General features: G+C 42.9%; 24 protein-coding genes. 4 read left to right on the top strand and 20 right to left on the bottom strand.

Features of this window, described 5'->3' with window-relative positions:
* Positions 1-358 precede the first annotated feature (358 nt).
* From uvrA to IE222_RS05265, 9 genes are all read right to left on the bottom strand, one after another.
* The gene (gene uvrA, locus IE222_RS05305) at positions 359-3232 is read right to left on the bottom strand and encodes an excinuclease ABC subunit UvrA (RefSeq protein ID WP_191270453.1); all 2874 of its coding nucleotides are present in this window, start codon (positions 3230-3232) and stop codon (positions 359-361) included.
* Positions 3233-3408: 176 nt separating this feature from the next.
* Positions 3409-5385, bottom strand: coding sequence for an excinuclease ABC subunit UvrB (gene uvrB / locus IE222_RS05300; RefSeq protein ID WP_191270451.1), 1977 nt, complete (start codon positions 5383-5385; stop codon positions 3409-3411).
* A 218-nt stretch (positions 5386-5603) separates the two neighbouring features.
* Positions 5604-5846 (bottom strand): DUF2198 family protein, encoded by a 243-nt coding sequence (locus IE222_RS05295; protein ID WP_223282586.1) that lies wholly within the window; start codon positions 5844-5846, stop codon positions 5604-5606.
* A gap of 78 nt (positions 5847-5924) precedes the next feature.
* Positions 5925-7355 carry a sodium/pantothenate symporter gene (gene panF, locus IE222_RS05290; protein WP_191270447.1) on the bottom strand — a complete coding sequence of 477 codons (1431 nt, stop codon included), beginning with the start codon at positions 7353-7355 and terminating at the stop codon, positions 5925-5927.
* Positions 7352-7636 (bottom strand): YhdT family protein, encoded by a 285-nt coding sequence (locus IE222_RS05285; protein WP_191270445.1) that lies wholly within the window; start codon positions 7634-7636, stop codon positions 7352-7354. The genes panF and IE222_RS05285 overlap by 4 nt, the downstream gene beginning before the upstream one ends.
* A gap of 394 nt (positions 7637-8030) precedes the next feature.
* Positions 8031-8966, bottom strand: a complete 936-nt coding sequence (locus tag IE222_RS05280; RefSeq protein ID WP_191270444.1) for a cation diffusion facilitator family transporter — start codon at positions 8964-8966, stop codon at positions 8031-8033.
* A 73-nt stretch (positions 8967-9039) separates the two neighbouring features.
* Positions 9040-9651: a class I SAM-dependent methyltransferase gene (locus IE222_RS05275; RefSeq protein ID WP_191270442.1), complete on the bottom strand. Its 612-nt coding sequence runs from the start codon at positions 9649-9651 to the stop codon at positions 9040-9042.
* 139 nt (positions 9652-9790) lie between these two features.
* Entirely contained in the window at positions 9791-11872 is a 2082-nt protein-coding gene (locus tag IE222_RS05270; protein WP_191270440.1) for a heavy metal translocating P-type ATPase, read from the bottom strand.
* Positions 11865-12236: an ArsR/SmtB family transcription factor gene (locus IE222_RS05265; RefSeq protein WP_191270439.1), complete on the bottom strand. Its 372-nt coding sequence runs from the start codon at positions 12234-12236 to the stop codon at positions 11865-11867. The genes IE222_RS05270 and IE222_RS05265 overlap by 8 nt, the downstream gene beginning before the upstream one ends.
* Positions 12237-12328: 92 nt before the next feature.
* Between IE222_RS05265 and IE222_RS05260 the strand changes: the two genes are divergently transcribed.
* On the top strand, positions 12329-13006 hold the full coding sequence (locus tag IE222_RS05260) for a YqjF family protein (protein WP_191270437.1): 678 nt from the start codon (positions 12329-12331) through the stop codon (positions 13004-13006).
* A 52-nt stretch (positions 13007-13058) separates the two neighbouring features.
* Here the strand turns inward: IE222_RS05260 and IE222_RS05255 are convergent, their stop codons facing one another.
* From IE222_RS05255 to IE222_RS05230, 7 genes are all read right to left on the bottom strand, one after another.
* Complete coding sequence (locus tag IE222_RS05255; protein WP_191270435.1) at positions 13059-13574, bottom strand: hypothetical protein; 516 nt, start codon at positions 13572-13574, stop codon at positions 13059-13061.
* Between the two features lie 73 nt (positions 13575-13647).
* Positions 13648-14823 (bottom strand): chromate transporter, encoded by a 1176-nt coding sequence (locus IE222_RS05250; RefSeq protein WP_191270433.1) that lies wholly within the window; start codon positions 14821-14823, stop codon positions 13648-13650.
* 249 nt (positions 14824-15072) lie between these two features.
* Complete coding sequence (cydS, locus tag IE222_RS27025; protein WP_440590004.1) at positions 15073-15189, bottom strand: cytochrome bd oxidase small subunit CydS family protein; 117 nt, start codon at positions 15187-15189, stop codon at positions 15073-15075.
* A gap of 12 nt (positions 15190-15201) precedes the next feature.
* On the bottom strand, positions 15202-16227 hold the full coding sequence (locus tag IE222_RS05245) for a cytochrome d ubiquinol oxidase subunit II (protein ID WP_191270431.1): 1026 nt from the start codon (positions 16225-16227) through the stop codon (positions 15202-15204).
* Complete coding sequence (locus IE222_RS05240) at positions 16212-17570, bottom strand: cytochrome ubiquinol oxidase subunit I (RefSeq protein WP_191270430.1); 1359 nt, start codon at positions 17568-17570, stop codon at positions 16212-16214. The genes IE222_RS05245 and IE222_RS05240 overlap by 16 nt, the downstream gene beginning before the upstream one ends.
* 86 nt (positions 17571-17656) lie before the next feature.
* Positions 17657-18505 carry a cytochrome c oxidase assembly protein gene (locus IE222_RS05235; protein ID WP_191270428.1) on the bottom strand — a complete coding sequence of 283 codons (849 nt, stop codon included), beginning with the start codon at positions 18503-18505 and terminating at the stop codon, positions 17657-17659.
* 138 nt (positions 18506-18643) lie between these two features.
* Positions 18644-21088 carry a penicillin acylase family protein gene (locus tag IE222_RS05230; RefSeq protein ID WP_191270426.1) on the bottom strand — a complete coding sequence of 815 codons (2445 nt, stop codon included), beginning with the start codon at positions 21086-21088 and terminating at the stop codon, positions 18644-18646.
* Positions 21089-21466: 378 nt separating this feature from the next.
* Here IE222_RS05230 and IE222_RS05225 point away from each other — a divergent pair, with 378 nt between their 5' ends.
* From IE222_RS05225 to IE222_RS05215, 3 genes are all read left to right on the top strand, one after another.
* Positions 21467-22072: a TetR/AcrR family transcriptional regulator gene (locus IE222_RS05225; protein ID WP_191270424.1), complete on the top strand. Its 606-nt coding sequence runs from the start codon at positions 21467-21469 to the stop codon at positions 22070-22072.
* Positions 22073-22195: 123 nt separating this feature from the next.
* Positions 22196-22939, top strand: a complete 744-nt coding sequence (locus IE222_RS05220) for an ABC transporter ATP-binding protein (protein ID WP_191270422.1) — start codon at positions 22196-22198, stop codon at positions 22937-22939.
* The gene (locus tag IE222_RS05215) at positions 22917-23972 is read left to right on the top strand and encodes an ABC transporter permease (RefSeq protein WP_191270420.1); all 1056 of its coding nucleotides are present in this window, start codon (positions 22917-22919) and stop codon (positions 23970-23972) included. The genes IE222_RS05220 and IE222_RS05215 overlap by 23 nt, the downstream gene beginning before the upstream one ends.
* A 33-nt stretch (positions 23973-24005) precedes the next feature.
* Here the strand turns inward: IE222_RS05215 and IE222_RS05210 are convergent, their stop codons facing one another.
* The 4 genes from IE222_RS05210 to mce all read right to left on the bottom strand — a co-directional run bounded on the left by IE222_RS05210 (position 24006) and on the right by mce (position 26935).
* Positions 24006-24179 (bottom strand): asparagine synthase, encoded by a 174-nt coding sequence (locus tag IE222_RS05210; RefSeq protein ID WP_191270418.1) that lies wholly within the window; start codon positions 24177-24179, stop codon positions 24006-24008.
* A 176-nt stretch (positions 24180-24355) separates the two neighbouring features.
* Positions 24356-24649, bottom strand: coding sequence for a DUF378 domain-containing protein (locus tag IE222_RS05205; protein ID WP_191270416.1), 294 nt, complete (start codon positions 24647-24649; stop codon positions 24356-24358).
* A 261-nt stretch (positions 24650-24910) separates the two neighbouring features.
* Positions 24911-26452, bottom strand: coding sequence for an acyl-CoA carboxylase subunit beta (locus IE222_RS05200; RefSeq protein ID WP_191270867.1), 1542 nt, complete (start codon positions 26450-26452; stop codon positions 24911-24913).
* A gap of 60 nt (positions 26453-26512) precedes the next feature.
* Positions 26513-26935 carry a methylmalonyl-CoA epimerase gene (gene mce / locus IE222_RS05195; RefSeq protein WP_191270414.1) on the bottom strand — a complete coding sequence of 141 codons (423 nt, stop codon included), beginning with the start codon at positions 26933-26935 and terminating at the stop codon, positions 26513-26515.
* Between the last annotated feature and the right edge of the window lie 26 nt (positions 26936-26961).

The following is a 26961-nucleotide window of genomic DNA, read 5'->3' as shown; positions in this document are numbered from 1 at the left end:
TTTACATTGGTTGGAAAAATAGATGCTTGTCCATTTTAGGGGATTTGTGGGCCGCATGGGATTCCGTTGGGTATCAAATATATTTTACGGACTTTTATGTTTTTTCCGCGAGTTTCCGCAAATATTCCGCGGTTTTTTGATTTTATTCCGGCGGTTTTCGATGGGATTCCGCCAATCGTTTTCGTTTTCGCGGAAATATCAATTTATTTCGCGGACTTTCACGTTTATTTCGCGGATCTCTGCAAATATTTCGCGAACTTTCACCAGGATTTCGCCGTTTTTACTGATGATTTCGCCAAAGCCAAATTCACTTGCATAAAAAAAGAGCCGAAACTCAAAAGTTTCAGCCCTTTTCTATTTATGCTTTAATCGCACTTTTATCTTCCATTTCCTGCTTCATGCGCAAGCGGTCACGTTCCAGGATCGGCTTTAAATATTTTCCTGTGTATGAACCTTGGGCTTCAGCAACTTTTTCCGGCGTTCCGGTTGCGATAATCGTACCGCCTTTGTCGCCTCCCTCTGGTCCAAGGTCAATAATGTAGTCTGCCGCCTTAATGACATCAAGATTGTGCTCGATGACCAGTACAGTGTCTCCGTTTTCCACCAGCCGCTGCAATACAACGAGTAATCGGGAAATGTCATCCACATGAAGACCGGTTGTCGGCTCATCCAAAATGTAGAACGATTTGCCGTTTGAACGGCGATGCAATTCAGATGCAAGCTTCACACGCTGGGCTTCCCCGCCCGAAAGTGTTGTTGCCGGCTGTCCCAGCTTAATGTAGCCAAGGCCGACATCATAAATTGTCTGCAGCTTGCGGCTAATTTTTGGAATGTTTTCGAAAAACTTCACCGCATCCTCTACGGTCATATCAAGAACATCCGCAATATTTTTGCCTTTATACTTTATTTCCAGCGTCTCACGGTTATAGCGTTTCCCATGACATACTTCACAAGGAACATACACATCAGGCAAAAAGTGCATTTCAATTTTTATTATCCCGTCACCACGGCAGGCTTCACACCGACCGCCTTTTACGTTAAAGCTAAAGCGTCCCTTTTTATATCCGCGGACTTTTGCCTCATTTGTCGCAGCGAACACATCACGGACATCATCAAACATTCCAGTATAGGTTGCCGGGTTGGAGCGCGGTGTTCTGCCGATTGGCGATTGATCAATATTAATCACTTTTTCTAGATGGTCAATCCCTTTTATGCTCTTATGCTGTCCAGGCTTTGATTTGGCATGATTTAGTTTTTGGGCTAATGATTTCAACAGAATCTCGTTGATCAGCGTACTTTTGCCAGATCCAGAAACACCCGTCACCGCAATAAACATCCCAAGCGGAATCTTCACATTAACATTTTTTAAATTGTTTTCGGCAGCGCCTTTGATTTCGACGTAGCGGCCATCCGGCTTTCGGCGTTCCAAAGGCAGCGGGATGAACTTTTTCCCAGATAAATATTGGCCCGTTAATGAATTCGGGTCGGCCATTACCTCAGCAGGGGTCCCGGCAGAGACGACTTCTCCGCCGTGGACCCCGGCACCCGGTCCAATATCAATCAAATAATCGGCTGCCAGCATCGTATCTTCATCATGCTCCACGACAATTAATGTATTCCCGATATCGCGCATGTTTTGCAACGTCCCAATTAACCGGTCATTATCGCGCTGATGAAGTCCGATTGATGGTTCGTCTAAAATGTATAAGACTCCAGTTAAACGCGAGCCGATTTGTGTTGCCAAACGAATCCGCTGGGCTTCACCACCGGAAAGAGTTCCGGCAGTTCGACTTAAGGTTAAATAATCAAGACCAACATTGACCAAGAAACCAAGCCTTTCATTTATTTCTCGTAAAATCAATCTGGCAATCTGTGTTTCTTTTTCAGATAGCTCAAGGCCGGAGAAAAATGCTAAAGCCTCTTCGATTGACAGGTCCGTTACGTGGGCTATATGGCGGCCGTTGATCAGGACGGCAAGGCTTTCTTTTTTCAAACGGAAGCCTTTACAGGTAGGGCACGGTTGTTGGCCCATGTATTTTTCCATTTGCTCTCGGATATAATCGGAGCTGGTTTCTTTATAACGGCGCTCGACATTGCGGATGACACCTTCAAATTCGATGTAGCCATCTCGAATTTGGCCGAAGTCGTTCTCATAGCGGAAATATATTTTTTCACCTTTAGAACCGTAAAGAACTTTTTCGAGCAGATGCTCTGGAATATCCTTAACAGGTATATCCATATCAATTCCGTAATGATTGCAAACCGCTTCGAGCAGCTGCGGATAATATTGTGAACTTGTTGGCTCCCACGGGGCAATGGCATGCTGCTTTAAGGTTAAATCCTTATTCGGTATCACTAGGTCGACATCGACTTCAAGCTTCGATCCAAGGCCGTCACATTCAGGACAGGCACCGAACGGACTATTAAAAGAGAACATCCGCGGTTCTAGCTCCCCAATGGAAAAACCACATTGAGGACAGGCATGGTTCTCACTGAACATCAGTTCTTCTTCACCAATGACGTCGACAATGACTTTTCCTTCGCCAAGACCAAGGGCTGTTTCCAGTGAATCAGCTATACGGGCGTTGACTCCCTCTTTGACAACAATTCGGTCGACAACAACATCGATAGAATGTTTTTTATTCTTCTCCAGTTCGATGTCTTCACTTAGGTCGAGCATATCACCGTCAACGCGGACACGGACAAAACCTTGTTTTTTAATATCTTCAAGTACTTTAACATGAGTTCCTTTGCGGCCGGATACAACCGGTGCAAGAATTTGCATTTTCGTCCGGTCCGGATATTCAAGAATCCGGTCGACCATTTGCTCGATGGTCTGGGACGAGATTTCGATATGGTGATTTGGACAGGTAGGATGTCCAACTCTAGCAAATAATAAACGTAAATAGTCATAGATTTCAGTTACCGTTCCGACAGTTGAGCGCGGATTACGGCTTGTTGTTTTTTGATCGATCGAAATCGCTGGAGATAACCCTTCAATCATATCGACATCAGGCTTATCCATTTGTCCTAAGAATTGCCGGGCATAGGCAGAGAGTGATTCCACATAACGGCGCTGCCCTTCGGCATAAATCGTATCAAACGCAAGCGAGGACTTTCCCGAACCGGAAAGTCCCGTTAATACAACAAGCTGATCTCTCGGAATGGTGACATCAATATTTTTTAAATTATGGGCTCTGGCGCCTTTGATTATTAATTTTTCCATCGCCATGTGCAGGTCATCCTTCCGCTTTAGGTTCAAAAATGGGGCGCTGTTTAAAAATTTCTGCAGCGCATGCTATTTAATTTAAGGTATTTTAACATTTTATCTGCAAATTTCAGCCAAATATCCGCGAGTTACCACAATCCTATCTGAAACTTTTACAAGGTATATCTGCGGATCTAGCATCAATCTGCTTTCAATTCTAAAATTAAATCACGCAGCTCGGCAGCACGTTCAAAATCAAGCGCTTTGGCTGCTGCTTTCATTTCTTTTTCCATATCGGCAATCAATTTATCTTTTTCCTTCTTCGTCATCTTGCCAAACGATGCTGATGGTTTGTATTCTTCCACATCCTCAGCGGCATGGGTTGCACGAATGACATCCCGGATACCCTTCTGGATCGTTTTTGGCGTAATCCCATGCTTCAAATTGTATTCCTCTTGGATCGCACGGCGCCGTTTTGTTTCACTGATGGCTTTTTCCATTGAATCAGTCATTCGGTCAGCGTACATGATGACGCGGCCATTTTCATTCCGTGCTGCACGGCCGATCGTTTGGATCAACGAACGTTCGGAACGAAGGAAGCCTTCCTTGTCAGCATCAAGAATGGCTACAAGGGAAACTTCCGGAATATCGAGACCTTCCCGGAGCAGGTTGATTCCAACGAGAACATCATAGGTACCTAGGCGAAGTTCACGAATAATTTCGATCCGCTCGAGTGTTTTAACCTCCGAATGTAAATACTGAATTTTTATCCCGATTTCCTTAAGGTAGTCAGTTAAATCCTCAGACATTTTTTTCGTTAATGTTGTGATAAGAACACGCTCATTGCGTTTCACCCGGTCTTGAATTTCGCCAATTAGGTCGTCAATTTGCCCCTCGATTGGGCGCACATCAATGATTGGATCCAGCAATCCGGTTGGGCGGATGATTTGCTCGACCATCGTTGGTGTGTGTTCGATTTCATATGGACCCGGCGTCGCCGAAACAAACACAATATTATGGATATGTTTTTCAAACTCATCAAACATTAGCGGGCGGTTATCTAAGGCTGAAGGGAGTCGGAAGCCATGATCGACCAGCACCTGTTTCCGGGCCTTGTCACCATTGAACATTCCGCGGATTTGCGGCAGGGTCACATGAGATTCGTCGATCACAATCAAAAAATCCTCCGGAAAGTAATCTAGCAAAGTATATGGTGTTGCCCCTGCCTCTCTTAAGGTTAGATGGCGAGAATAGTTTTCAATTCCTGAGCAGAAGCCCATTTCCCGCATCATTTCCAAATCATAACGGGTCCGCTGTTCAAGGCGCTGCGCTTCAAGTAATTTATCGTCAGCTCTTAGAACGGCAAGCTGTTCCTCAAGTTCTTTTTCAATATTCTCAATCGCTATCCGCATCTTTTCTTCTCTGGTAACGAAGTGGGATGCCGGGAAAATTGCAACATGCTCGCGCTCACCCATAATTTCGCCGGTAAGGGCATCAACTTCACGAATCCGGTCAATTTCATCACCGAAAAATTCAACACGGATGCAATGTTCGTCACGGGAGGCTGGAAAAATCTCGACTACATCGCCGCGGACGCGGAATGTCCCCCGTTTAAAATCGATATCATTTCGTTCATATTGGATATCAACAAGGCGATGAAGCAGCTGGTTACGTTCAATTTCCATTCCTGTTCGAAGGGATAGCACCATTTCGCGGTATTCCTCTGGATTACCGAGACCATATATACAGGAAACGCTGGCAATAATGATGACATCGTTACGCTCAAATAATGAAGATGTTGCCGAGTGGCGCAGTTTATCGATCTCATCGTTAATGCTGGCATCTTTTTCAATAAACGTGTCCGTCTGCGGTACGTATGCTTCCGGCTGGTAGTAATCGTAATAGCTGACGAAATATTCGACCGCATTATTCGGGAAAAACTCCTTAAACTCGCTGTATAGCTGGCCAGCCAATGTTTTATTATGGGCAATCACCAATGTCGGCTTATTTACCTCTTTAATCACGTTGGAAATCGTGAATGTTTTCCCCGTGCCAGTTGCACCAAGAAGCGTTTGATAGCGCTTGTTCTCGCAGATGCCTTCGACTAATTCTTTGATTGCACCCGGCTGGTCCCCCTGGGGCGAATATTTTGACACTAATTCAAATTGGTTCTCCACGAAAAGTTCCTCCCAAATTAAATTCAAGTCTATCTACCGTAAAAAATCAATAATACCATTTTACCACATTACCCCAAAAACAAACCAATAATATGCGAACTAATATTCGACTTTTTTAAAAAGGCAACAAGTTTATAAAAAAACAATGAGCTATGAAACCTATTACCCCCGTGTTTCATAACAAAAAAGCCTGCCTCGAAAGACAGACTCCTAATAAACTATCCGTTTTTAGCGGCACGCGGCTTCATTTTGGAAGCGAGCCAGAATCCAGCTGTTAATGAAAAGGCATCGACGACAATTAAAATAAAAGAATTTGTATAACCCTTATAAACTGAAGCCGCAATCAGCGCAACGGTTAGGACAAGACCAATAAAGCGATTGTAGGTTACACGGGTGAACAACAAGACCAGCAGTCCCGGCAGAATAAGCCCCGATAAATATCTAATGATAACAATTTCCAAATGAGTGCACCTCATTTTATTAATTTCCTGTCCATTTATTCTAGGAATTAATCGAAAAAATTGCAATTAAAATGCCATCTATTTGGCTATTTTGGTACCTGAAGCATAACTAACAACGATAAATCCAATCATTGAAATCAATATCGGCATAACAACAGTGTGCATTCCAAATGCATTCGGATAAAACCGGTCGAAAATAATATAGGAACACATCCCTAAAACCATAGAAGCAATCGCGCCATATTTATTGCCCTTCGCCAAGTAGAGGCCGAAAATAACCGGCCAAATAAACACAGACTCCAGACCGCCAAAGGAAAATAAATTCAGCCAAATGATTAAATCAGGCGGGCTTAAAGAGAAAATGATTACTATTATACCTATGATAGCAGTTACACTAAAGCTGATTTTTTTCACATGGCTTTGGCTGGCGTTTGGCTTCATGTAATTTAAATATACATCTTTCACCAGGGCAGAGCTGACGAGAATCAATAACGCATTCACGGTCGACATAATCGCTGCCATTGGTGCGGCGAGAACAATTCCGGCAGCATACGGCGGCAGTACCTTCATCGATAATAACGGCATAACGGTATCACCGATTTTGACACCAGGTAATACAGGTCTCGCAAAAACCCCAATTAAATGCATCCCCAGCATGATAAAGCCGACGACAATCGTCCCAATAATAATTGCGCTGTGCATTGCTTTGGAATTTTTATAGGACATCGCCCGGACAGTAATTTGCGGCAGCCCGACAACACCAATTCCAACTAAAATCCAAAAGGAAGAAACATAGGAAGGGGTCAATGTCCGCTCCGCCCCAAACGGGCTGATCAAATTTGGATTTTCCGCTGTAAGGTCTGAAATAATTTTTGGAATGCCGCCGCCTGCTTTAATCGTAGCAATCAGCAAAACGAGCGTACCGGCAAACATGACAACCCCCATAACAGCATCAGTTAAAGCAACTGCCCGGAACCCCCCGATAATAACAAAGATTAAGACAGAAAAAGCAAAAATCAATAATGCCGTTATGTAAGGTAAACCGGTTAGACTCTCGACAAGCCGGGCACCTCCAATCCACTGGGCGGTCATGGAGGAAAACAGAAAAATAATAATGCTGGCCGCTGATAACAAGACAACGGTCTTACTTTGATACCGCTCTTTCAAAAAGTCTATTAACGTAATGGCCTTATACTGTCTCGCGACAATAGCAAATTTTTTTCCCAAGACCATTAGGGTAAAATAGCCAGTGGCTAACTGGGCCATGGCTAAGAGTACCCAGCCGAGTCCTTGCGTATAAGCAACACCGGGACCGCCGATAAAGCTAGAGGCACTTCCATAGGTGGCAACCATCGTCATTGCGAGGATGAATCCGCCCATCTGCCGTTCGCCGAGAAAGTATTCTTCTAAAAAGGAATTAGATTTAAGCACAAATTTATGTGACCAAAAACCGACGGCAAAAATAATTAGTAAGAAAATAACTAATGGTGCAATAACACCCCAATTCATTTACGCTCCCCCTCTTCTTCCTCAAAGGGAACATCTTTAAATAGAAATTTCACGGTGAGGGCAACAAGAATAACCATCACTATGAATCCTGCAATACAGCTATAAAAGAACCAGGCCGGCAGCCCAAATATGTATGTATAGTTTTCAACCTTTTCCGAACCAAGCCCATAAGCAAAACCGTACCACCATATAAAATTGATGATCACGAGAACAGCACCGATCAGTGCTTCCCGGTGGGCAATCTTAAATCGCTTGTCCCTTGGATTAACTGGCTTCTTCACCAGAATTCCTCCTTGTCAATTACTGCTATTATACAAAACTCTTAGACGTATTGTTCCCGTAACAAACGAAAACAACAAAAAACCTTATTTACACGGTACTAATCTCGCTTTAACGGGCAGTAAGCTCCCTTTTCAACGCTTATCAAAAAAATAAGTTGAGTAGGAAGCCAACTGCCCGTATAAGTCCAATTGGTTCAACGAACAATCAGTGGGCCCCTCGTCAAAGTATAACAACGAGGATCCCACTGATTGAAGTTTCACTTTATCGTACCACATGAAAATAAGGTTTTGCACACTTTTTATTAGAGTGTCCACCACAGACGTACAAATGTCCACGAGCGGTGTCAGGCACCAAATTAACACTTTTGCAATCGCAACGGCTCTCATTGTTTAGTTAGTTGCAGGTTCCATGCGGGCTTGGGCAGCCGTTAGCTGCTTTTTCGACCTGGATGGTGCTGTGTTCGATGTGGAATTCGTCATGTAATATTTTTTGTGATTGTGCAAGAATGTCGTCGTGGATTCCTTCATCGGCGATGGTGATGTGACAGCTTAGTACCGGATAGCCGGAAGTGATCGTCCAAATGTGCAGATCATGAACTTCCTTAACAAGCGGAATCTTACTTAGTACCTCTTTCACTTCATCAGCGTTAATTTGGGTAGGTGCTCCTTCCATTAAAATATGGAAGGAATCCTTCACGACACGCCAGCCGCTAATGAGAATCAACACTGCCACAATTACACTGGCAATCGGGTCGGCGATTCCCCAGCCGAAAAACATAATCAACAGTGCCGCGATAATGGCCCCGACCGAGCCAAGCATATCCCCAATCACATGCAAAAAGGCGCTTCTTACGTTTAGATTTTCGTCCTTATCACCCCTCATTAAAATCCAGGCAGCCACAATGTTAACCAAAAATCCGATAACTGAAATAATCAGCATTCCTGTACTTTGTACTTGCGGAGGGGCAAAAAAGCGATGAATAGCCTCATAAAAAATAAACAAGGCAATCACAACTAATGTTATGCCGTTCAGTGCCGCGGCAATAATTTCAAATCGTTTATAACCGTATGTTTTTTCCTGTGACACGGCCTTTTCTCCAAGCTTAATGGCAAAGAAGCTTAATCCCAATGCCGCGGCATCGCTAAGCATGTGACCTGCATCTGAGAGCAAGGCCAAACTGTTTGTCAAGAAGCCGCCGATCACTTCAACAATCATAAAGGCGGCAATTAATAGAAATGCACTAAAAAGCGCTTTTTTGTTGCTTGTATGTGAATGACCATGTGAGTGGCCGTGCCCATGCCCATGTCCGTGACCATGATGGTGTCCCATGTTTATCTCCTCCAAAAACCGCAGTCATTGCTCTTTTCTCTCTATTTTAGAACAAAAGTATTTTCATTAAGCTTTATTTTTTTCTGATTTTTATTTTTCGATACATCCCGCCGAACATGACAGGGTGGTCTTCAAGTAAAATTATCCTTTGTCCGTCATGTCCTTCGGCGATTTTTTCAAACGAGAGACCGATATCTGTTCCAAAAACTTTAATGACCGGACGGATGACTTTCTTTAGCAGCGATGGTTTTGTTGTAAATTTATCAAAAATAATAATCTGTCCATCCTGCCGCGTGACTCGAATCATTTCGGAAAAGGTCTTACCGCTGTCCGGTACAACGTATAGAATCAGACTTGCTATTACATAATCAAATGAATTGTCGGGCAGCTGTAATTCTTGTGCGTCCATTCGATGAAACTTGATCACGCTGGACGTGAATTTCTTCCGCGCCTGCTGGAGCATCTCTTCTGAATAATCGATAGCCGTAATCTCCAGCTGATTGACGGGAACCAGTGCTAGGTCTGCACCAGTTCCGACCCCTACAAACAAAACTTTATCTCCCGCCTGAAAGTCGATTCCGTTGAACACCTCGCACCGAGCCTTTAAGAATGGCCCTTGGTTGAAAAAATAATCATATACTGGCGACCACAGACTGTAAATCCATTTGTTCCAACGATTGTTCAACGGGACCTCCTCCAAAAATAGATTTGTACTCAACTAATTAGATCCGCTCCCTCTTTATCGGCGGTTTTCGTATGTTATCGCTTTTTAATAGAATATCAGCGATTGTACATTTTTATCAGCGAATCGTAAAAAACAAGGACTACTCTTTTACCCGCAAGAGCCGCAGCCCATTTAATGTTACAAGCAGGGTCATCCCCATATCGGCAAAGATGGCAATCCATAACGTCAGCCAGCCCGGGACTACAAGCAGCAGCGCAAACAGCTTTACAACAATTGACAGTGTGATATTTTGCTTAATAATTCTAAGGGTTTTTCGGCTTAATTTAATGGCGAAAGGCAGTTTTTGCAGGTCATCATTCATGAGGGCAATGTCTGCTGTTTCCAGTGCCGTATCCGTTCCCGCACCACCCATCGCAATCCCGACATTCGCCGCAGCGAGCGCCGGGGCATCATTAACACCATCGCCAACCATTCCGACTCTGCCAAATTGCTTCCCTAGTTTTTTAATAAAATTCAATTTATCATGCGGAAGCAATTCTGCTTTAATGCTGTTGACCCCTGTATGACGTCCAATAGCTTCTGCCGTTTTTTGGTTATCACCAGTTAATAAAATAGTATGGTGAACCCCTAACTGATGGAGGTGTTCAATCACAGACTGGCTGCTTTCCCTCACCTCATCTGCCACGGCAATCAGTCCGATAATTTCTTTTTCAGTGCCGGCAATCATCACCGTTTTTCCTTCATTTTGAAGGCGGGTAATTTGCTCCAAAATCCGAGCTGATATGTCCTCGAATAATTTCGTATTTCCAATTCGATATGTTGTACCATCCAGCGTTCCTTTAATACCCATGCCTGTCAGTGCTGAAAAATCCTCTATTACATAATTCTTTTTAACATATGCTGCTTTTTTGACAATGGCACTAGCGAGCGGGTGCTGGGACATGCCTTCTAGCGCAGCGATTTTTCCAAGCAGGTCTTCTTCGTTTGAAAAATTGATATAATCCGTGACGGTAGGCGTCCCGTTTGTTAATGTTCCTGTTTTATCAAAAGCAATTGCTTTTAACGCACCAAGTTCTTCCAAATAGCTACCACCTTTGATCAACACCCCATGGCGGGCGGCATTGCCGATAGCGGTCACAATGGAAACCGGCGTGGAAATTACGAGCGCACATGGACAGCCTACGACAAGAACAGCGAGTCCTTGGTAAATCCACTCCTGCCAGTTAGCCTCAAAGAACAGCGGCGGGACGATTGCGACTAGAGCAGCTACAGCCATAATAACCGGCGTATAATATTTTGCAAATCGGTCGACGAACTGCTGCGACGGGGCTTTTTCTGCCTGCGCATCCTCGACTAATTGAATTATTTTAGCAATGGTTGTATCGTCGGCCAGCTTGGTAACTTTTACTTTTAAAAATCCCTCCTCATTTAATGTCCCGGCGTACACCTCATCTTGTACAGCTTTTTCAACAGGAACAGATTCACCTGTAATGGCAGCTTGGTTAACGGATGAGATGCCTTCAACAATAACACCATCCATCGCAATCATCTGCCCTGGTTTGACCAGCATGAGGTCACCGACTTCAATATCCTCCGCTTTTAGCAGCAGCTCCTGGCCGTTGCGTAGGATGAGTGCTTCCGTTGGTGCCATTTCCATCAGCGAGCGAATTGATTTCCTCGCCTTATCCATTGAATACCCTTCAAGGACCTCGCTTATGGCAAAAAGAAGAACCACAACCGCCCCTTCACTCCATTCGCCGATAATCGCTGCACCAATAATCGCAATCGTCATCAGTGTTCTCATATCAAACTCAAGATGAAGCAAATTTTTTAAGCCCGTTTTAAAAAGCGGGAATCCTCCAGCTAAAATAGCTGCAGCAAAAAGAATATTATTTGAAAAAATAAAGCCGGCAATCAGGAACAACAGCGACAGTCCAAGAAGAGAATATCTTTTCCAGAAAGGTTCTATTGGAATAGCTTCCGGTTTTTCCTTTTCCGGATAAATGGTTAGCTTTTCAAAAGCACCGGCTTCCTTCAGTTGTTCAAGACTGGCATTTCCATAGACTGTGAGCTTGGAAGCTCCAAAATTAACTATTGCATCCACAACACCATCCAGGTGCTGTACGTTCTTTTCGAACTTGGCGGCACAGCTTATTCAGGAAAATCCCTGGACACGATAGACTTGTTTTTCAAGTGCTGCTCCCTCATTTGAATTACTCACGCTCCGCCACCTCTTCCTGGTGTTCAAATGCGATATGGATTAATTGTTTTACATGATCGTCATCAAGGGAATAATAAACTAACTTTCCCTCTTTGCGGTATTTCGCAAGGCCTAGACTTTTCAAATGGCGCAAATGATGGGATGCCGTCGCTGTTGTCGCTCCGACAATATGGGCTACATCACAGACACAGAGCTCGTCTTCGAGCGTAAGCGCATAGGCGATTTTCATTCGGGTTTCATCGGATAATGCTTTAAAAAGCTTTGTTACTTCAAGGATATGGCTGGTTTGTGTAACCGCCTGCTGAACCCGGGCAGTTTTTTCGCTATCGACACAAGCAATCTCGCAAACATCACGGTCTTTCATAGTACCACCTTCTTCCTTCAAATGTTCGTTTGATTATATCTTATTCAAATACAGGTTTGAATGTCAATCATTTAAAAGGGAGTTTTCTAAAAATGGGCTGGATTTTAAAGCAGACTTGGGAGGATTTATTATTTTGTCATTGGGAGGCAGCGGCTGAACGATTACAGGAACTTCTTCCCGCCGAACTGGAGCTGGATTTGTTTGATGGAAAAGCATGGCTGACGATGCTTCCATTTGGTGTCAGTCACCAGCGGTTCCGGTTTCTTCCGGAGATTCCATTATTGAATCGGTATTTGGAATTGAATGTAAGAACGTATGTGAAGGTTGGGAATACCTCTGGTGTTTATTTTTTTACGCTTGATGCTAATCATTTGCCTAGTGTTTTAGGTGCCCGTGCGGCTTCATTACCGTATTGCCTGGCTAGGATGTCATTTTTAAAAAAGGCACATAAATCGGTATTTTATAGTAAGCGGGTGTTTGGAGATGGTGAATTTTCAGTAAAGTATGCGGCGGCCGGGGGACCGTGCATCCGGACCGAACCGGGAACATTAGATTTTTGGCTGCTGGAGCGGTATTCTTTGTTTACTAAGTTGGGACCGTTTTTACTAAAGGGCAATATAAGTCATGAAAGCATGAAAGTCAGCGAGGCGGAGGTTGATGTAGCGACAAATTTGGGAACACCTTTTGGCTTAAGTAAAGAGCCGCAGCTTGTCCATTTCTGTCCTCGAAAAGAGGCGTTTATTTTTCCATTAAAAATGGTGCGGCGATGAAGTAAAAATTTCACGGTAACGACAAAAAAGAAGAACAACAAAGTTCCCCTTTTCAATGTTCAAATGGATAAAAAATCTCTTTACCATTTTTCAAAATGACACTAAACTGATTTGCTTCGAAACTGGTATCCTTTTTATTAAAAATAGGCAGGTACCAATAATAAGAATGGACATTATATTGAACCAGAAAATCATCTGTTTTAAATCGAATACTTTTAATCTGTTTTGAGTCAACATAACCGAAAAGAAAATGGCGGTCTTCAACTGAAATTGTATTAATATTATCCAGCCGAAAAGTTTCATTGTTTTTAATTGAAGGGGTGCCTTCGCTTTTTTTCACCCATCCTAGGATGCTCTTTGTATAACCAACAGCCCGAATTTCTTGGTTATGATCATATATGATAAGTTTACTTTTTCCGGCCGGAATCATTTCTAACATCTTTGCTCCAGCCCCATAATCTTTTTCAAACGCTTTTTGAAAGGTGGAATGTTGAAAATAGTGAATACCCCAAATGCCAATCCCAATAACTAAAAAACTGAAAAATATTAATCTAATTCTATTGGCCATCCGCTCACTTCCAGTTCCTATGGGATTTGTTCACTCAAATATATTCGAACATTCCCTTTTAAAAACCTTCCGTTTAATAAAAAATCAATCCGCCAATCGCTCCCGTTACCACAATCACCCATGGCGGCAATTTCCAATAGACCAACATACTAAAAAGGATAGCTGCAAAGGCAAAGTCCTTTGGCTCCAAGATAGAACTCGTCCAGATCGGATTATAAAAGGCCGCAATCAAAATACCAACTACAGCTGCATTTATCCCGACTAATGCACCTTTGATTTTCGGGTTATGCCTTAACGTGTTCCAAAAAGGCAGCGTACCTAAAACGAGAAGAAAAGCCGGCAAAAATATCGCGATGGTTGCGACCATGCCTCCTATCCATCCTTTAGTCACAGCTCCAATGTATGCTGCAAACGTAAATAAAGGTCCCGGTACAGCCTGGGCTGCTCCGTAACCTGCTAGAAATTCTTCCTTCGATAACCATCCAGTCGGGACAAATTCGCGCTCCAATAATGGCAGTACTACATGCCCGCCGCCAAAAACCAATGAGCCTGATCGGTAGAAACTATCGAATAATGCCAGCCAATAGGAGGATGTGAATTCTTTTAAAATCGGCAAGAAAATCAGCAATCCGAAAAACAGTCCTAAGCAGGCAGTGGCAAATCGATGTGAGACGGGAAAAGCTAAATTACCAGTTGATTCTTCTTTGTTGTGTTTGAAAATGAGCAATCCGACGGCAGCAGACAATACTATGATTCCGACCTGCGTAACAGCCGTCTGCCATAATAACGTGGCGGTTAGTGCAAACAAAGCAATCGCTTTGGTCGGTTTATCAGGTGTTAATTTTTGCGCCATTCCTGCAATAGCATGGGCGACGACAGCGACAGCAACAATTTTCAAACCGTGAATCCAGCCAGCATCATGGATGTTTAAGCCTTGTAGCAGCAGGGCAAACAGGATTAAGGCAATGGCCGATGGTGCAGTGAAGCCAATGAAGGCTAAAATTCCTCCAAGGAGACCGCCTCGATGAACACCGATACCGATTCCGACCTGGCTGCTCGCAGGACCAGGTAAGAATTGACACAGCGCCACTAAGTCTGCATAACTTTTTTCATCGAGCCATTTTTTCCGGCGGACATATTCTTCATGGAAGTATCCCAAATGGGCAACGGGTCCCCCAAATGATGTGAGTCCAAGTCTAGTTGAGACTAAAAGAATTTCCAGTAGTGAGTTTCGTTTATTTTCCGACAATTCCCTATCTCTCCCTGCATTTATTCTATAATTATACTTTAGTAAACTTTGGTATAAATGCCAATTGAAAAGGGGCAAGGAAAAGTTGAAACTTCTTCTTAGGGAAAATCCTTTTTACTCTCAGTGCTCTTTTAAACAGTGTCTTCGGACAAAATCATGTCTTGTTTTTTTACCGTTTGCACTCTTGTGAGGGGGCGAGCGGGCAATAAAACCCGCTTTTTTTACAACTCCATCCCTTTGGCTATAGCGCTACCTCTGCCCTCTGCTATCCTTCACCACACGATCCATCGGTGCCAGCCAAAACGCCGCAACAATCGAAGCCAAGACAACGAGAAACGGTGCATAAAAAATAAAGAAACTTTCCAAACCAATCCCTCCCTACACATGATCATCGCGATTACCCTGCACATACTCTTTATTAAACAAGAAAAGCCGCAGCAACAAATACAGTGACGGCAGCAGCAGCCCAAGACCAGCAATAAAGGCAATAACTAAGGCGGTGGCCATCGCTTCATTGGTAAAACTGTCATAAATCGTTAAATACGGATACATTAAATACGGATAATGCGAAATGCCATAAGCCAAGAAGGCAAGCGCAAACTGCCCGGTCATCAGGACAAATGCGATACCGTAGGCAATTCCTTTCCAAAGCAAATACACTGTTCCGGCAAACAATAACACAGACAACGCGAACATCCACCAAAGGTCTACAAGCCGGCTATAATGCTCCGGATTATGTGTCCGCATTTCTACGATAATACCAGCTGCCGTAATGATTGCCGGAAGCGCCCAGCCAAGGGCATATTTTCGCAGCAGTTTCACCGCTCCCCAGTCCTTTGCTTTTCGCGAATACCATGTTAAAAATACTGCCGAAATATACAAAACCGATGTCAAACTTAACACAACAATACTCCACGATAACGGGCTTGTGAACAACGTCCAATAATCAAGCACCGGTCCTGAACGCTCCAGCCTAACAAAACCGCCTTCTGATATCACCAATACAATTGACAAAGAAGCCGGGATGAATAATCCGGTAAGCCCGTACAAAATGGTATAACGTCGATGCTCCAATCCGCCATAAATAGTAAAAGCATAATAAGCGCCTCGAATAGCCAGCAGTATAATGGCGATGCTTGCCGGAACCAACAATGTCGAGCCGTAATAGTACGCGGTTTTTGGAAAAAATCCGACAATCCCGACGAAGAAAAACACTAAAAACACATTTGTGACCTCCCAAACCGGGGACAAATACCGTTGAATCACCTTCGTCAAAATATGCTGTTTGCCAGTTAACGTGCTATAGGCATTAAAAAACCCGGCACCAAAATCTATCGAGGCAACGATGATATATCCGAAAAGAAACACACCTAAGACAGTTATTCCGATTATTTCAAGGTCCATTTGATGTCACCTGCTTTCTCTGCTCGACGATCTTCCAATTCCTGCTCAACCGGATTATTGCGGAACATCCGCCACAACACTAACATACTGCCGATTCCTAGAATCAAATATAATCCGGCAAACAGCAAGAGCATCAAATCTACCTGACCGCTTGTCGTGGCAGCTTCACTTGTCCGCATAATTCCTCTAAGGATCCACGGCTGCCGTCCAACTTCTGCAAGCCACCATCCAGCTTCAATCGCAATTATCGATAACGGACCGCCGAGAACGATCAGCCAGCGAAACCATTTTGCCGTAATAAACCCCCACCTAAGCCAAGCGCCGGCCAAATAAACCGCAGACAACCCAATCATCCACATTCCGATCGTCACCATTACATCAAACAAATAGTGAATATAGAGCGGCGGTATATCCTCCTCCGCAAATTGATCCAAACCAATCACACTCGAGTACAGACTACTATGTGCCAAAAAACTGAGGGCATATGGAATCTTAATCGCATATTTCACTTCGTCATTAGCTAGAACTCCGTATAAAATCAGCGGTGCACCCTCTCCGGTTTCAAAATGCCATTCCGCTGCGGCTAATTTTTCCGGCTGATATTCTGCTAAATATTTGCCGGAGAAATCCCCGATGATGGCGGTAGCTATCGAAAAAATAAAGCCCAGCTTCATCGTTAAAAATAACGCTTTTTTATGATATGTATGACTAGAGCCTTTCAATAGCCGGTATGCACCGATGGCGGCCAGCACAAATGCTGAGGTCATATAGGCAGTCACCAGAACGTGCGCCACTTTTGTCGGCATGGCCGGATTGAACATTGCCACAATCGGGCTGACATTGACAAGCTGCCCGTTCACCAAATCAAATCCTTGCGGCGCATTCATAAAGGCATTGACAATCGTAATGAAAATAGCCGAAAAGGACGCTCCAAGTGCAACCGGAATTAACAGCAGCAAATGCCTTTTCTGATTTTTAAACCTGTCCCATGTATAGATATAAATGCCTAAAAAAATCGCTTCAAAAAAGAAAGCGAATGTTTCCATAAACAGCGGCAGGGCAATCACATTCCCAGCCAGTTCCATAAAATTCGGCCACAATAGTGATAGCTGCAGGCCAATCGCCGTACCCGTCACAACGCCGACCGCCACTGTAATTACAAACCCGCGCGTCCAGCGCCTAGCTAATAAAATATAATGTTCATCCTGCTTTTTAATTCCCACCCATTGGGCAATCATGATCATCAGCGGGACGCCAACGCCGATCGTTGCATAAATAATATGAAAAGATAATGTTAATTCTGTCAGCACCCGGCTAAAAAATACTGCTTCCTCATTTCCCATTTCTAAATCACCTTTCTGTTATCCCAAAAAAAACCGTCCAAGTATGGATAACCCCATAATAAAAGCCACAAAAAAGGCGAGCCAAATTAACTTTCGTTCTTGTTTTTTATAGATAAAAATTCCCCCTTTACGTTACTTTTACCCATTTCCAAACGTTGTACACTTTTTCCAAGACGAAAAGTTAACAGAATTGAAAATTTATGCATTCCGAGCATTAAAACTCCTGCTAGCAGCTGGTCCCATTGTGATTGATAGCCATCGGGCAATATGTGTAAGCCTTGAAGTTCGATCCCCGGCATACAAAAAGCGGCGTTCATTTCCCTCAAATATAGTGTATTTCCCCCGCCGTTCATCGCATTCACAATGAACAATACACACGCAGGCATTAAAAATAACCCGCTTAGATAAGCAAAGCGTTTCTTTTCGGCATTAGCTTGATCAACTGCAGCGATGGGCAGCCACATACGGAAAGCGAGGACCAGTAGTAACAATAGATAGCTATTTTGAATAGCTGGATGCCGCGAAAGGAATATTAACACCGCCGAAACATGGTACAGCAAGAACAACACAGCAAAGACCGCTAGGGCAGCAATCGGTTTTGGAAAAATTTTAGCCGCCGCTATAGTGCTTATTTTTCGAAAAAAATGAACTGGAATGCCTAATAGACAAAGCGGCGGGAAAATAAAAAAGAGGATGCTCATTTGAACCATGTGGGTGCTAAAGGTCAGATGGCTTAAAGCCGCCAAAGGACTGCCAATTGTTATATATAAAACGGCTAAACTAACAATGAACAAAAGCGGCTGACATTGATAGATTTTTATAGGAGTAAAATAAGTAACAAATACACCATAGATGAGAGCAACGAGCAGCAGACCAGTTAACAGCGGCAAATTCCAGACTAATTGACCACTAAGCAGCAGTGCATAATAAAGCATGAATCCTCCCCCTCTGCCTTTATTCCCTTGGATGCTGACTGTACGACTCATGCTTTATTAACAATATGATAATAACCTGAATTTCAGAATAAAAAGCACCCAGAAACGAAGGCTAGTCCCTGAGTGCTACTACTATTCCTATTTTTTTAACTGTAAGTAATCAACCGACTCGGCGTTCGCCTTTACATCTTTTTCAGTAAACAGAATCGGTTTAAATTTCCAATTAGCATACATCTCAATTTGATCTGCATAATGCTGGTGGACCGTACCATCTTTACTGATAAACCCAATCTGTCCTGGAGGGGTAATATTGAAGCCATGCGGACCTTTTTTGGCCATTTCCACATAGTGATTCTCACTTCCCCTATTCATCTCCGGAATTGGCTTATCAGAACCAAGCCCATGCGGGAATCCGATAAATGAACTACCGCCAAAGGTTGTCGTCCGCACTTTGGTTAACCATTGATCCATATTTTCGCCTGTCTTATTTTCCAATTGACTGATTGTTTGATCAAGGCTATCAAGAATCAATTGATCCCGGGATTCCCCGTTTAACCAATCATTATCGATAGGGGATTTTGCATCTTTCCCTTGGAAAGTTCGTAGGCACACACCGCAGCCATATGCTTGGTCAATGATCGGCTTCAGCTCGCTATAACTTTCCCCAAGGTCATCTTTAAATAAGTTTTGAACAACATGCGACCACCAAGCTTCGAATATCGTTACGGCAGGGCTATCGTACTTTCCATCCTTGTTCAAATCTTCATTAAGGTTGTTCCAGTCTTTCAAATAGTGATAAACTTCCTCGTATTTTGGATCCTTATCAAGATTGTTCTTAAGCGCCTCTAATAAATATGGCTTAAACCACTTTGTACGCAAATTAACAAGACTTGCGTGATAATTGAAGTCATTGATCTTTTTTAATGTGATATCATCTGCCGCTTTGGCTTGATCAATATATTGCTGGACCCTTTGATCTGCGGTCCATCTAAAGCTTTGCTCTCCATTACTCCAGTCTGGAGCGGGTTTATTATTCCAGTTTGCCACAAAACCAGCTTTAGGATTAATCACATGCGGGTTATTTTTGGGATCTAGGAAGCCTTTCCACTCATATTCACCAGTACCTGGTGTTGGCAGGCGGTCATCAACACGCTTGTCACGATTCGGGATTTTCCCAACATGGAAATAGGCGATATTTCCCCGCTTGTCAGCGTAATGCCAGTTTAGTGACATCGTGTATTTCCTTGCTGCTTTCTTAAAATCATTCAAATTATGGGCATAGTTCGATTCTAAATAGGCAGACCAGCTCTGTGCTTCTGTTCCGCGGAACGCCCATGCTTTACTATAAGCAGAATGGGTGTTTTCATCTAAATAAATGACAGGACCGTGCACGGTTTCGTAAAATACTTTTTCTACCTTTCTCGTTTTTCCGTCGTCGGTACGAACAGCAAAGGTCTCAACCCGCTTTTTCATATCATGCCATTTACCTTTGTAAAAATATTGGTGCGGATTGGCTGGATTAAGTTTCTCGCTGAAAATGTCAACAACGTTGCCGTAGCCTGCGGTAGCGGTAAAGCCAATATCTTTTGTAGCGCCAAACATAATGAATGGATAGCCGGTGAATGCAGAACCTTCAATGTCAATTTCCGGGGAGTGGAGTCCGACTTCATAGATAAATCCCGGTGCCGTCAGCCCTACCTGAGGTCCCCCAAACACCATGGCATTTCTCGATTTTGACTTTTTAGGACCAACAACCATCGCATTGCTTCCCACTTTTAACGGCAGACCTAGTTCATGTGAGTTGGCTTCGAAATCCCTCCGCTGCTTGACGAGATTAGCGGCAGCCTCCATTACCTCTTTAGAAACTTGTGATACATTCCTTGAGTGCTTGGCCTGATCAGTTGTTTTCGCTTCCATAATGCTGGTTGGTGATGCAGGGTCATTAGCTGGAAAAATATCGTTGAACATTTTTTCCGCCTTTTCAGCCCCATATTGTTGTGTTAGTTTCTCTAAAATCGCAGCATTCTGAACTTCCTGTTCCTGATCCATAAAAACAGTCATCGACGACATGTACAGTCTTAGGACATCTACATCTGTCCATTTTTCTGGAGTGACATGGTACTCATGAAACTCTTTCGATAATAAATGATCTGGATCTTTTAATGCCTCATTTACATACTGTGTGATCCCTTCAGCAAAGTAGGCCATTACTTTTTGCGAAAACGGATCCATTTTGGCGATCATGTTTTTAATTTCCTGATCGCTGTAACCGTCCCGGCGCATTTTCAAATCTAGGTCTAGGTACTTTCCCCCGAAAACTGAGGCTACCTTCCCTTCGTTGCTGAGGCGAAACATCATTAGTTGAAATAAACGGTCTTGTGCCATCGTATAACCATAGGCACGGTATAAATCCTTTATTGTTTTTGCGTAAATATGTGGAACCCCATATTGGTCTCTCACAATTTTTACGGCATTTATGTTCTTTGTAACACTCTTATGATTATTTGGTTGTTTTGCCATAGTCTTTGTTGTAGAAAATACTAAGATAAAAACAGTTAAAATTACTAGAATCCGCTTACACATCAAATTTCCTCCTATTCCTTCATTGCTTATGTCTAGCCTTCTGATTTCATTTAATAATGAAAATCTTATGTAACGTTACAAAACGTAGTATAGATTAATCGTTATTAACAAGTAAAGAATATTCAGTCACTTTATAAAAATCAGTCCTATCAGCATATGTAATTAACACTATAAAAAAAGGAGGTATTTTCCATTTAATCCTTTTATCTAGGACTACGGTTATGCGTTAGGGCATGATAGAGGTTCAAATAATTTCTATCTTTAACGTTCACGTTAAAGAATTGGGTTATACCAAAATGTTATGAACAAGCTGTTGATTATCTTCCAATTTGAATCATATAATTTATCTAACAAAGAATCTTAAAGGAGTCTCTAACAATGACTGAACGAGCAGCGGAAAAACGAGTAAATCGCACGAAACGGCTGATTCGCGACACTCTTACAGAACTAATGGAGGAAAAGGGTTTTGAAGGAGTTACGGTCCGCGACTTGACTGAAAAGGCACAAATTAATCGCGGAACCTTTTATTTACATTACCGGGATAAGTACGATTTATTGGAGCAAAGTGAGGACGAGATTATTAAGGGCATCGTTCAGCTTGTAAATGACATCAAGCCAATGGAAGCCGTCGCCTTTACAAGCCAAGGTGAACCGTTTCCGGTCATTCAGAAGCTGTTTGAATACTTCCAGGAGCATGCCGATTTCATGAAGGTCATCCTTGGACCAAAGGGAGACCCAGCATTTCAAGTAAAACTTCGTGAACTAATTACACAGACATTTTTGCAAAAAATTGCGACAGAAGTTAATAAGGAAGACATGCTTGTTCCTGTAGAGTTTTTAACCACCTATGTAAGTGCAGCGCATGTTGGAGTGATTCAACATTGGCTTGAAACCGGAATGGAAAAATCACCTAGTGAAATGACCTTAATTTTAGCAAAAATGACCTTACTAGGACCTGGGTATGCGGCAGGCTTGAAAACTTAATTTTCTACAATGAACACTTTGCTCATTATTGTTCATTGTAATTCATGGTGCGGCATTTTATGATAATGGTATAGAAATAATCAACACGGTGTTTATTTCCGTATGATTTTAGGAGGGGCTGCCTTGAATCCATCCATTATAGTGCAGAAAGTGAACAAAAGCTTTGGCAAAAAGCCAGTTTTAAATGAAGTAAATTTAACGATTGGAAAAGGACAGTTGTACGGTCTCATCGGACCTTCCGGTGCTGGAAAAACCACGTTAGTGAAAATGATTGTTGGTATGGAAAAAGCGAATTCCGGTACGATTCATGTTCTGGATGAGAAAATGCCAAACCTCGCCATTCTGCAAGAAATCGGCTATATGGCACAATCCAATGCCCTTTATTTAGAGCTGACTGGCGAGGAGAATCTGAAATTTTTCGCCTCTCTTTTTAAATTAAATAAAGATGAGCAGCGGACACGAATTGCTTATGCTTCCAATTTAGTTAACCTGACCGCCGATTTAAAGAAACGGGTTGCCGCCTATTCCGGGGGTATGAAACGGCGTCTTTCGCTTGCAATCGCCTTGATTCAAGATCCCCAATTATTAATTTTAGATGAACCGACTGTTGGAATCGATCCAGAGTTAAAGCTGTCTATTTGGAATGAGCTCCTTCGGCTTAAAAATGACGAGGGCAAAACGATTATCGTTACGACCCACGTAATGGATGAAGCTGAACGATGTGATATGGTGGCGATGGTGCGGGATGGGGCGATACTGGCAAGCGGCACACCCGATGAGTTAAAAGACTTGTATCATGTTGGCAGTTTGGATGAAGTATTTTTGAAAGCGGGTGTGAAGCAGCATGAGAATCTCGGCGTTAATTAAACGAATCACCCTGCAATTGCTGCGAGATAAGCGAACCTTGGGATTAATGTTTGTCGCTCCATTATTAATCCTTACCCTGATGTACTTTTTATTTAATGGTAATACCGTCGATCCAAAGTTAGGTGTTGTGGGGATTGACGAACAGCTTGTGAAAGGCCTTGAAAAAACGGATATCCAAGTAATAGAATATGAAAAAGCATCCAGTGATACGGTCATCGATAAAGATTTGGATGGATTGCTTGAAGCGGATTCCGGAAACATGATTTTAACATTAAAAAATGATGATACAAGTAAGGCAAAGGCTTTACAAATGAAGGTCAATCAAGTTGCAGCGGCTCAAGTGCAAAAAAAATTAATTCAGCAAAGTCCAGCAGCTGGTGGAATGGCTACGAAGCAGATTGACACCAAATATGTTTACGGTAATAAAGACACAGTCTTTTTTGATGTATTAAGTCCGATTTTAGTTGGCTACTTTGTCTTCTTTTTCGTGTTTATTATTTCGGGAATTGGGCTATTGCGTGAGCGGACAACAGGAACGCTGGATCGTCTGATGTCAACTCCAATCCGCAGATGGGAGATCGTCACGGCTTATTTAACTGGCTACGGAATCTTTGCCATTGTACAGACGGTTATCGTTGTAATCTATGCCATAAATGTATTGGATATTGTCTTGGCAGGATCCATTTTTGATGTGATTCTAATTAACCTGCTGCTTGCGTTAGTAGCCCTAGCATTAGGAATTTTGCTGTCATCGTTCGCAGCCTCGGAATTTCAAATGATACAATTTATTCCGGTTGTCGTGATTCCGCAGGTATTTTTCGCTGGAATCTTCCCGCTGGACGGCATGGCTGACTGGCTCCAGGCCGTTGCCAAAATCATGCCCATGTATTATGCTGGCGACGCCTTAAAAGCTGTCATGTACAAAGGAATGGGGCTTGGCGAAATCAGCGGCGACATCATAGCCCTAGCTGTCTTTGCAGTCATTTTTATTGCCTTGAATATCGTTGCTTTAAAAAAATATCGAACACTATAAAAGCAGGCGGGGTACCAATCCCCGCCTGCTTCCCTAACGTCGATGCTCTATGAGGTCAATCACACCTAATAGTACGTGAGCTAAACCGAAACCAAAAACAGTATCAGCAATCATTTTATTAGAACCACGTTTTTGTCTTATAGCATAACCAGTTGCCGTTACAGCTGTGCCTAAAGCAGTTGGAATTAAGCCCTCTCGTATATTCAACGTAATTCCCCCACATCGAAATTTATTGGTGACTAATCACCAATATTATTTTTTTCTATTCTTTTAAAAAATACTCTGGGATTAGACTTCCTTGAAATAACATTATTTGCACTACCACATCAGCGAATAACATTACAAAAAATAATTAGGGGAAAAATCCCACGATGTGTTTCATTCTAATCCTTTTTCCATTTTGAAAAATCTTCTTCTTCTCCAAATTCAGTAGCATAATTTATGTTTCGATTTCCTTGACGATTATTCGCTTGATTTTCTTCATGCCAAGGAGCAAATAACAGGCTTAAACAAATCAAGCCGCTGATTCCAACAAGGCCATAAATTAGTCTGGACAAAAAAGAATCCTGACCGCCAAATAACGTTGCTACCAAATCAAATTGGAAGAATCCAATTAATCCCCAGTTAATTGCACCAATGATTACGAGAACTAAAGCAATTCTCTGAAGCACTCTCATGATTATACACCTCCTTACTTTATCTTTTGTTCAATCTCTACATTTCATGTTGTGAAGTTTATTTTTTTTTGTATAAAAAAGAAGGAAAGTTAAACAAATATATATATAAAGAAAGCAGGGGATAATCCCCTGTTTTTTATCAACTATATTATCGCATTTAAAATTTTGGTGTCAGGCACCATGTGAAAACTTCACAAACTGTCCACGGATGGTGTCAGGCACCTATTTAATGCCCCCCATTTAAAGCACTGATTTTTCCTCTTACAGAGGGATATTACCATGTTTTTTTGCAGGTCTTGTTTCTTTCTTTGTTCTGAGCATTTCGAGTGTTTCCTTTAGCTTTTTTCGTGTTTCGCGTGGGTCAATGACATCGTCGACCATTCCTTTGGCTGCTGCTTGATAAGGGTTGGCAAACGCTTCGCGGTATTCGGCAATTTTCTGAGCTCTCGTTAGTGCCGGGTCTTCACTTTGTTCAATCTCTTTTGCAAAAATTATATTCGCCGCGCCTTCAGGACCCATTACCGCAATCTCAGCGTTCGGCCAGGAGAAAACAATATCTGCCCCAATCGCCTTCGAGTTCAAGGCAACATAGGCACCGCCATAGGCTTTGCGAAGAATGACCGTAATTTTCGGAACCGTCGCCTCGGAATAGGCATAAAGAATTTTTGCCCCGTGGCGGATAATACCGCCGTGCTCCTGATTAACTCCAGGGAAAAATCCGGTAACATCTTCAAACGTAATTAACGGAATATTGAAAGAATCACAGAAACGAATAAATCTAGACAATTTATCGGAAGAGTTAATATCCAAGCCGCCAGCCATCACCTTAGGCTGATTCGCAATAATTCCGACACTGTGCCCATCAATCCGTCCAAAACCGACTACGATGTTTTTGGCAAAATTGGCATGAACCTGCATAAATTCACCGTTATCTACTACCTGTTCAACCACCTTGCATACATCGTATACTTTGGTCCCCGAAATCGGCACAAGATCAATCAATTCATCGTTCCAGCCATCGTCAATTGACGCTTCCTCAACTGGCGGATTTTCCATGCTATTTTGCGGCAAGTAACTGATTAACTTTCTTACATCCTCCAGCACTTCCGGTTCCGACTCTGCCGTGAAATGGGCACAGCCGCTGATGCTGGAATGAACTTTCGCACCGCCAAGGTCCTCCGAGGAAATTTTTTCACCGGTTACCGCTTGAATGACCTTTGGGCCAGTAATAAACATTTGACTCGTCTTTTCCACCATAAACACAAAATCAGTAATCGCTGGCGAATAGACTGCTCCGCCGGCACATGGACCGAGAATAACCGAGATTTGTGGAACGACACCGGAATAAATAGCATTGCGATAGAAAACATGCCCATAACCGTCTAGTGCCTCTACCCCTTCTTGAATCCGGGCTCCGCCGGAATCGTTTAAACCAATGACAGGGGCCCCGGCTTTCGCAGCTAAATCCATCATTCGGCTAATTTTGAGGGCATGCATTTCACCAAGGGCCCCGCCGAATACCGTGAAATCTTGGGAAAAAACATAAACAAGACGGCCATGGATTTTCCCATAACCGGTGACTACCCCTTCCCCCGGGGCCTCCAATTGATCCATTCCAAAGTTCGTCGCCCGATGCTGGATAAACGAATTTAATTCGACGAATGTATCTTCATCCAAAAGCAGATCAATCCGTTCTCTCGCTGTCAGCTTACCGCGGTTATGCTGGGCTTCAATCCGGTTGTCCCCGCCGCCCAGCTTCACCTTCAGCTTACGGTCCATCAATTCATCAATTTTTTCATACATTGTACTCAAAAGACCATCCCCCACCTGACTATCTTCTATTAAACTGCTATAAATTTTTTATTACGATTGGCTTTGCGGCTGGCACAGTTCCAGCAATACCCCATTGGTTGATTTAGGATGAAGAAATGCGACCAGATTGCCATGTGCCCCCTGCTTCGGTGTATCATTGATTAACCTGATCCCCTGCTCCTTCAGAAACTCTAAACGCTCAATCGAATTATCTACTTGAAAGGCAATATGATGAATCCCTTCTCCCTTTTTTTCGATAAATTGGGCTATTGGGCTATCCGGGCTGAGTGCTTCCAATAGTTCCAAACGAGTTTCACCAATTTCTAGGAAAGCTACCCGAACCTTTTCACTTTCTACCGTTTCATACCCGAGGCAGGTTAATCCTAAAAGATTAGTGTAAAATTGAACGGATTGTTCCAAATTTTTCACAGCAATACCGATATGCTCAATTTGTTTTGGTGCTGTAACCGGCATATACCTCTTCCTCTCTATTACCGTCA

Origin of the sequence: Neobacillus kokaensis (assembly GCF_014656545.1) — a bacterium.
Classification (GTDB): domain Bacteria; phylum Bacillota; class Bacilli; order Bacillales; family Cytobacillaceae; genus Neobacillus; species Neobacillus kokaensis.
This window is presented reverse-complemented; position numbering and strand designations above follow the sequence as displayed.